Annotated in this window: 6 protein-coding genes; 1 reads left to right on the top strand and 5 read right to left on the bottom strand. The window is 49.8% G+C overall.

The genetic code is table 11. The annotated features are described in order from the left end of the window. The 5 genes from B9A24_RS14620 to murI all read right to left on the bottom strand — a co-directional run. A partial coding sequence (locus B9A24_RS14620) for a hypothetical protein (protein WP_143434954.1) occupies positions 1 to 1513 on the bottom strand: 1513 nt, incomplete at its 3' end. 96 nt (positions 1514 to 1609) lie between these two features. Beyond that, positions 1610 to 4816, bottom strand: coding sequence for a T9SS type A sorting domain-containing protein (locus tag B9A24_RS14615; protein ID WP_234997309.1), 3207 nt, complete (start codon positions 4814 to 4816; stop codon positions 1610 to 1612). Between the two features lie 665 nt (positions 4817 to 5481). After that, positions 5482 to 6654 (bottom strand): glutathionylspermidine synthase family protein, encoded by a 1173-nt coding sequence (locus B9A24_RS14610; protein WP_084446768.1) that lies wholly within the window; start codon positions 6652 to 6654, stop codon positions 5482 to 5484. Between the two features lie 90 nt (positions 6655 to 6744). Continuing rightward, the gene (locus tag B9A24_RS14605; protein WP_084446767.1) at positions 6745 to 7404 is read right to left on the bottom strand and encodes a Cj0371 family chemotaxis-regulating polar lipoprotein; all 660 of its coding nucleotides are present in this window, start codon (positions 7402 to 7404) and stop codon (positions 6745 to 6747) included. Between the two features lie 181 nt (positions 7405 to 7585). Next, positions 7586 to 8422 carry a glutamate racemase gene (murI, locus tag B9A24_RS14600; RefSeq protein WP_084446766.1) on the bottom strand — a complete coding sequence of 279 codons (837 nt, stop codon included), beginning with the start codon at positions 8420 to 8422 and terminating at the stop codon, positions 7586 to 7588. A 115-nt stretch (positions 8423 to 8537) separates the two neighbouring features. On the opposite strand from murI, the gene B9A24_RS14595 reads away from it, so the two are divergent. Beyond that, positions 8538 to 8771 carry a hypothetical protein gene (locus B9A24_RS14595; RefSeq protein WP_084446765.1) on the top strand — a complete coding sequence of 78 codons (234 nt, stop codon included), beginning with the start codon at positions 8538 to 8540 and terminating at the stop codon, positions 8769 to 8771. The last annotated feature ends 209 nt before the right edge of the window (positions 8772 to 8980 follow it).

Here is an 8980-nt window from a genome sequence, read left to right as displayed (position 1 = left end):
GTACCGCTGACACTTTGTTGATCTCGCCGGAAAAGAGTCGTACGGTTGGCTTTCCTTTTATTAGCTTAGCAGTATAGCGCACTTCTGTACCATCACTATGGTCCATGGCGAGTGTCAAGGGGCGAAATGCAGTGCCGTGGCCGAGTGGGAATGCTAAGCTAGTAGTGCCGCTCGCCGCTACCGCTCTGGTGAGTGGGCCAGCCACAAAGCTCTTCTCATTGGCTACAGTGACGGCGCCAGCGAGCAGTGTAAGCGTCCCGGCAGTAGTGTTTACAACGCCATTGGTCAGCGTTAACGCTTTGGCTATCTGCACCGGTGTTTGCAGGGTCACACCAGCTCCGTTATCAACTACTACCGTAATAAAACTACCAAATAGGACGGGTACTGGGGTAGCAGCCGCACTGGTAATAAGCTGACTGGTATTGCCTTTAAAAGTTACCGTAGAAGCTCCAGTAGTATTTGCTAAGCTACCGCCATTCAGTATCAGATTGCCCTGAAGTGTAACATTGGCTAGGTTAAGACGAACATTGCCCGTCGTAATAACCAAATCATCTAGGATTACCAATGGCAAACCGGTGGGGCTTACAGCAGCGCTGCCCCCTACGATAGCAGTGCTGGTAGTCGGTCGGTTATATTCAATATAACCGTAGGTACGACCGGGCAGCTGGGGGCCAGCCGCGGTTGACGTAACAGAGTAGATATATCGATTACCTTTTTCCAGAATAGCTACTGGGGCAGTAGGCAGGCTTGTGCCGAATGGCGCTCCCCCACCCCGATGATCATACAAAGAGCCGCTCCGGAAAACGACAGTACCACTTGACTCCGATTTATCATTAAACGGAGAGCCAGTAAATGTCTTATCGGCCCTAAAGGTGCTGCCCGCAACGAACTGAATGGTATTGAAGCCTTTTTTGAGGGAAATCAATTGATGGGGGTCATTGGTGAGTGATGCCGTACTGCTACTACCGAATATAAGTGTACCGGCAATAGTCGCTGTGCCCTCTGTGCCTAGGTAAAATCCCAGCCCAGCTGTGGATTTCACTCCATCCGGGCTTTTTATCTGCACTGAACTCCCAGCGGCAATATCCAAATTGGCACCCAGTAAAGCAGTAGCCATCGTCAATTGCCGGGCTGGTGGTGCTGCAGCTGCATCAGCATTGGGCTGCACCGTCAACACGACCACAATGTTGTTTATGAACCGCAACTGACTAATAATCTGCGGCGATGCAAAGTCGACGTATACGGTGGCCGCAGCCGTTCGGCTCCCGTCAAAAATTAGCACATCATCGTTAGCTGTAACGCGCGCCGGCTCCCAGTTATTGACGTTTGACCAATTATTATTTCCGCCTGTTCCTACCCAAGTATAAGTTGATGCGTAGGTTTTCGGTGCAAATAGCAAGCAGATAAGGAAGGTAGCTATTGAGAATAAAGCGGGTTGTGAGCATAAGCTAAACCTGAAAATTTTCATGCTTTGAATAAGGATAATAATATAAATAAATAAAGTTGGAGGCAAGCACAACTGGTTACCTTAAACCGTGCCATATTCATTTGGTTAATAAAAAAGCCCCCCAGAATCCGGAGGGCTTTTTTATTAATTTTTTGCTACGGGTTAGTTCTTCACAATTCGGCGGGTAACCTTCTTCGCTCCGTCGTTCACGGTCACCAGATAAGTGCCGTTACGTAAGGAGTTCATACTTACTTCACCGTTAGCAGCCAAGTTCTCAGTGCGCACTACTCGGCCGCTCAGGTCAGTAATGGTTACCTGAGCACCTGCTTTGCTGGTATAAGGCAAGCGAATATTGAGGACGCCTTGGGTTGGGTTGGGATACATCGCAACTTCTACCAACTCACTGTTCGTAATGACAACAACATTTGACAAGCTGATTTTACCGTCATTATCTACCTGCTTGAGGCGGTAGTAAGATATGCCGGATAATGGCTGCTCATCAAAGGCAGTGTAAATGCTCTTGTTACTTGTAGTGCCCTTGCCGTTTTTGAACAGAATAGTGGAGAAGGTAGCAGCATCTTCACTACGCTGAATTTCAAAGCCCTTGTTGTTTTTCTCGGAGGCAGTAACCCAGTTTAGATTCACCTTATTGTTCTGCAGTTTAGCTGTGAACGATACTAATTCAACCGGCAGAATGATAGGAGGCAGACCATCAGACTTAATCCCTACTAGGCTGGTTGGAGTAGTAGGAGTAAGATAATTCTCCGCACCTGTTACGCTGATATTCTGGGTAGGATCAATGTTGTTGTAGCCATAGATGTAGAAATAATATGTCTTGTAGGGATCAAGGCCCGTAATAGTCGTGCTCGGAACCGCAGTACCCGCGAATACCGTGTAGAAGCCGGGAGCTATTGTTCCCTGATCCTTGCCATTATACTCACCATTTACGGTTTCATACCCTTTGCCGTCAATTGGCTGGGTTGAGGTGCTATTGGTTAATACGCCATTCTCACTGGCTACGATCAGGCGTCCTTCGCCATAAGTTGCAGTGCCTGAGCGCTCTGGAACCGGGTTAAAGTTTACAGTGGCAGATTTACCGTCAGCGCTGCGAGTAATGCCTTGTTGTGCGGCCACCAACGTTTGGGCTGGCTCTGTTGCAATCGATGCGCCTGTAATCAGGCCATTAGCTGTAAACGACTGGGATGTTTGAACCGAGAAGTCACCGCTCTGATACTGCAATACCGCATTCGCCACGCCTAGATACGTTGGGTTGTAGCGAACGTATATCGGCTGATCTACGGTGTAAACCGCTGAGCTATTCGGATCTAGGTTAGGACGCAGTACGACCGTCGAACCATAGGTATTACCATCCAACGACAACTGATATTGGGGGGTATTATTGGGGTTGAAGGAGTTGGAAGACTGCAACACTGAGATGGTAATATCCCGCTGCACCCGCGAAGCACGAACCGTAATTGGCGTTTCGTTAACCTTCGACGTATAAATAACTACCTGCTTTATAGAAGCAACATCGGCCGTCTGGATCGAGGGAACGCTGGTAGCCGAGACCGGGATGCTGGTACCGGTAGCTGGTGCACTCGTGTTTCTTACACCGTCTGAAACCGTAGTAGCAGTAGTAGGATAGAAGCGCACATATACGTTGACAGCGGGGGTCAAATCGTTGCCTTTGTTCGGAGCAAATGAAATGGAGTTACCCGTTGCTTTCGGATCCGTCAGGTCGCTGAAGTCATTAAACTTTGACACCTGGAAAAGAAGCGGAGCAGTTACCGTAATAGGCTGTAGCAGGTTCTGTCCGGAGAGCTGATACGACTGTACTGCCGAAGGCACGTTAGGAACGGTAGTAAATTGCGTAAATGCACCGGGAGAAGTTACGATAACTGATTGAGTGCCCGTGCTGTTAGCCTCAATTGTAACAACCGTTTGCGTACCTGCGCTGCTCAGGGTCAATGAACCACGGAATTTACCATTGGCTATTGTTCCTCCCAGATTTACCTCAATTGTACGAGTCTGAATATTACCGTTCACTTGGTTAATGGCCTGCGGACGGGTCCGAAACAAGCCTGGAACCGAGGTATCACGGAACTCAATATTGCGAATTGTATCAACGCCAGAAACAATGTAGGAAGGTGTCAGCACAAGACGCTCAGTGAGGCCAGTGGCACTCAATGTAAACTTCAGGGTATTAGCCGAACCATTGCTGCTTACGGTACCAAAATCGAGGAGCGTAGGTGAAGCGACAATCGCGGGCTGTCCTACAGCCGTGCCGGTTCCGCTAACCTGAACCTGAGAAGATGCCACCCCTGTTGAAGCAACGGTAATGGCGCCACTAACTGCACCGGTAGCAGTTGGTGCAAACACCACGTCAACGCTGGCATCTATTGATCCGTCGGTAGCAGGAGTCAGGTTAATTTCGCTCGTGGAGAAAGCAGTAGTGCCAGTCCGGATCTTGAAAGCGCCATTAGCGGGAGCCGTAACAGTCACCGGTCCCTGCAAGAAACTACCCTTTACTTCAAACGACTGAGTGAAAGAAGTTTGGCCGACTACAACAGCACCAAAGTCTGGGAGAATAGTAGGACTAGCAGTTAAAATTGGTTGCGGTACACCTGACCCGTTCAACGTGACTACTTGTGTAGTGGCATTAGGGCTAGTAATCTGTAATGTAGAGCTATAGCTGATCGTTGATGTTGGCGTAAAAATCACGTCAACTGAACGGCTAGCTACTGTATTAGAAGATGTAACGGGAATAACCACCGAGCTGGCAGGGGTTCCACCAGCGTAGCTCAATAGAAAGGCTGAACCAGAAGGCACATTTAAAGTAAGATTGCCCTGAGTATTTCTATATGAAATAGATAATGACTTGGTAGAAGAACTGTTAACAGTGACGTTACCGAAGAAGATGTTAGTAGCGGCAGGCGTAATAGTAGGGGCTACTCCTGTACCTGAAACAAAAACTTCTGCATGCTCACCGTTACTATCAAAATCCACATAGTCGATTACAGTTCCTCCCGACTTTGGGAAAAACCGGATATAAACAGCGTCACTAACGGAGCCGTTTTTAGCCGTTTTTAAGTTTAAAGTCAGCGGGCCAGAAGTAAAAACCTTGTTGTCAAGGCTGATCTCGTAAGTCCCTGCAAAGTCTCTTACAGAGATAGTAATAGGAGTAGTCCCTAAATCCGCCGCATCAACCAGAATTTTGGCTGCGATTGAGGGTGTATTAACTGGTACTGATCTGAAATTGTTAAAGTCAGGATCGACCGTAATTTTGCTTACTTGTGCCCACCCTAACATGGGAATTGCAACTAAAAAAAGTAGAATAGTCCAAATACGAGGTCGTAATGCTCGGGTCATGGTACTTAGGTAAGTGTTTTTCATACGCGTGAGAAAGAAAGTTTATAGAGAATGAGATGTGACTTATACAACGTACTTTATGGCTTTATACAAACCCTACTACAATACGAATTTTGCAAGATTCCGGTGTGTATACTTTTAAAGGTATTTATGGTTTTTCTAACCATTTATACTAAAAAAATGACCAGTAAGAATTTTTAATATAACATAACATAGTTAAAATTTATATAGGATATTATATTATTTTGTTTTATAAATTCAGTTAGAGAGCAGTGCATTTTATTCAAACGAAATTCAGACCGTTTGCAGCCGGGCTTTGAAAAACCGATGAAATACAATTATTTTTTGGATTAGCAACAAATCTGATTCTCAGTAATATACAAACTCGTGTTTGGGCTTGTCCACTACAATTAACATACCTTAATTCTGCCATCAGCATATTTTTTTGGACGACAATAGAATACCCAGCCTCTATAGCTCTGGCCATCTGCATGGTGAACTATGGGGGCTGGGTATTTTTGTAGCTATCTTACTTCTTGAGCCTAGATAGAGGCAACTACTCTGCCTTATACAGTTAATTAGACGCTATTATCCTAATAGCTTTTCGTTTAGCTAGTAACTAACAACGAAATACGACTAAGTCAATCCGTTACTGAGTAGCACGTTTACCCCAGTATATGCGGCACAAACTCCGACAGATTAGTAATGAAGGCTTTATCACGGCGAAACCCTAAAGCGCATCCTTCCCCAGCCCAAAATACTCCCGCCTGGTAGAGGCGCTGTTGCTCGTCGGTGGGCAACTCAGCCCAGCGCTGACGTACTTGCGGCTGGGGGGCAAATTCGCCGGGAACCTCGTTCGCCACTTGTCCCTCGCGCATTTCGGCTACATTCTGCCCCTCCCGACCGAAGAGTGGCTTGCGCACACTATGGCCCGGCAAGTCCTGCAAGGCTGCCTCCAGTAGCAGTGGATGGTGCGGATACACTTGCCACAGCCACGCCAAAATGCCTTTGCTCTGAAACAAGAGGGCATAAGCCGGATTGGCAATTATTACGTCACGGCTTAGCAGCAGTTCGCTTAAATCGGCGGTGAGTGCGGGCTCTTCCTGGGCCAGGATTTCCCAAGGCACCAGCTTAAACAGGAATCCAAAACGTTGCCATTGCTCACCCTCCATCGGTGCCCATACGCCTCGCTCCTCTCCCGCTACCGACACCTGCATATCATCTACCGGACACAACTGCACCTGTTCAAAACCAGCCTCGCGGGCGGCTTCGGCCAATACAGCGCAGTTAGCTTCGTCTTCCGCGCTACCGGGCAAATACACAAGTAATAAGCTCGGCTCCAAGTCAAGATTGAGTTCCAGCCACTGGCTAAACTGCGCACTTAGCCCTTCAAAGAGTCCATTGGCCTGCCGACTTTCGTCGGAGGTGCCCGAGGCTACCAGACTGGCCCATTGCACCACGGCCGTTTCAGGAAGGCTGGTGGCGGTGTCGGCATTGAACTCAAGTAGTTTGGGGCCATCTGGCGTGGCAGCCAGGTCAAACCGACCATATAGGTGCCAGTGCCGCTCATCGTTCCAGGAATGGCGCACCGCCGCCCATAAGTTCGCAGGAATGGCCAACAATTGAAGAAGATCATCCGGAATTGGGTCGGGAATAGACGCTACGAGCATGTCATAGAGCGTATCGGCAGCCTGAAGCAACGTATCGGCCTCAGTCTCAGTCACTACAATTGCTTCCCGCGCGACGTAAGTTGCGCAGGCATCTTCGATAGCCCACTCCCAACCCAAGCCACGTACGGCAGGCCCGATATCCCCCATCAGAGGTAACAGCTTTATCATACAGTTGGTAACTATATAGTATGTATTTGCCCCCCAACCTCCTGTGTAAGGTGCTGGGGGGCAAATTTTAGAATAACCAGGCTTTTTTGGCTAGCCGCCAAAGCTGCCGCCCCCCCGATTGGAAAAGCCACTGCTACGGCCAGCCCGCGGGGCGGTACTACGAACCCCCGACCGTGACACTGAGGTGCTGGGGCGAATTCCGGTCCCAGCGGCGCGGTTGCCCGCAAACCCACGACCAAAGAAGCCCCGACCCTGCCGTTGCTCCTGCGCCACATTCTGGCGCCAGCCCGCGTTTTGCTGAAGCAGGCCAGGGTTGGCGTATGCCCCCCGATTAGGCGTCAGGAAGCGGCCAGCCATGTAGCCGATGCCACTCCACATCAAAATATCCATCATGCCGGTGCCGGCCACCCGGTTTTCGGGGTGCTGACGGCTATAATCCTGCATCTGCTTCTGCAAGGCCTGCCCCTGCAACGTATCTACCTGGCCATCAAAGTGCTTCAGAATAGCAGCTACTTCTTCTTTGCCAGCAGGACGCTCAGCGGTTACTTTCCACTCGCCGGGCTGCACCTCGGTCATTTCCGTGATAACACCCTCCGAATAGGTTTCACCCCCACTCCATTGCTCCTGGCTGGCTTCGGAACCGCTATTGCCCGAGCAGGCCGGCAGTACCGACAAGCCCAAAGTAGCGGCCGCCGCTACCAGTAATGTATTGCGGCGCCAGTCGCCAAGATGGTGATAGGTCTTTTTCATGGTTTTTAACTCCTTGCTGCTGTAAATCTTAGAGGTTGCGCGCCTTCTGACAGGCAAACTACTCAGATTACCTAAACGTGAATAGCGCTGAAAAAGGTCGGATTCACTTTCTCTTATTAGAAGGCCACCAGACAGGCTCAAACTCCCGCAAAATAGACTAATAGCTTCATCCATCTATACGCTACTCCCACAGCGGGTAGTGCTCCAGATGAACTTCCTGCCCGAAGAAAATGCGGGTGCTTTCCTCAAAAGACCGGGTGAAGTCAGAAACGTAAAACTGATGCGTGGGGGGCTTTTTGGCGGGCCGCGCGGCCAGGTTGTGCTCTTCCAGATACGCTTGCGCGTGGGTGGCTACGGCGTCGGAAGCGTCCAATACTTCTACTTTCCCCTCGTAGAATTGAGTAATCTGCTCCTTGATCATGGGATAATGCGTGCAGGCCAGCACCAGTGCCTCAATACTATCGAGGGCCGGATTAGTGAGGTAGTTTTGGATAATATTGTCGCTGACACTATTATTAAAAAAGCCTTCCTCAATCATTGGGGCCAGCAGCGGCGTGGCCAGGGCGTGCAGCTGCACGCCCGCGTCGAGGTCGTCCAGCTTTTTTTTGTACACGTTGGAATTGACCGTTTGCTTCGTACCGATTAGTCCTACGGCGCGGCCGGCGTACGCTTTGCCCACATGCGCTACAATCGGGTCAATTACGTTAAGTACCCGCGCCTTCGAGCCCACGTACTCCCGCACCAGCTCGTAGGCCGCCGCCGAAGCTGAGTTGCAGGCAATCAGTATCACCTTGCATTGCTGTTTTAGCAGTAAGTCGCAGATTTTGACCGAATAAGCCTGAATAGCCGCCGTGCTTTTGTCGCCGTAGGGCAGATGGGCCGTGTCGCCGAAGTAAATAAGTTGCTCGTGAGGCAGCAGTCGGCTGACAGCCCGCGCGACGGTAAGTCCACCAATCCCACTATCGAACATGCCAATGGGCCGGGTCCGTAACTCGGCGGATGGAGAAGAAGATGCCATAGTGGCGAAGGTACGGGCTTTAGGCAACCCCTTCGGTAATTTGGGGCCTTGGGAAATATGTAGTTTTTAGTAATGTCCTATCTTGGCCCCTCTCTCGCCCAAGCGCTTCTTTTCCATGAGTAAAATTCTGGATGAAATAGACCACGCCCTTGCCGCCTTCGATCTTAGCCGAGGCCGGCCGGTGGCTATTGAGTTGGGAGAGCTAAAATACACGCAGCTTGTGCTCGACATCGCTCATCTGTATCGGGAAGGTGGCGAGCTGACTACGAACACTGGCCGCCCCCTAGCCTATAAGGGCCTCGAAATTTTGCGCGACGAGCTGCATGTAGACCGCGTGCGGGTAATCTAGCTCCCTGCGCAAACCGCCCGGCCGCGGAACGGTAGTATCTTGCCGTGAACGGTTGGGCGTATACCTCCCCCGACTTTCATTTTGCCTTTCTATCAGGACAAATAGCTGCGCTTAGCTGGCAGTAGCCCTTACCTGATAATTTCTCTTTTTACCTGTATCTTGTTGATATAAACCGGCCTGATGAAGTTAATATTTTAGTGCGTTTCCAC

Source organism: Hymenobacter roseosalivarius DSM 11622, assembly GCF_900176135.1.
Lineage (GTDB): Bacteria > Bacteroidota > Bacteroidia > Cytophagales > Hymenobacteraceae > Hymenobacter > Hymenobacter roseosalivarius.
The sequence above is the reverse complement of the archived record's forward strand: the minus strand, read 5'-3'. Positions and strand labels throughout refer to the sequence as shown.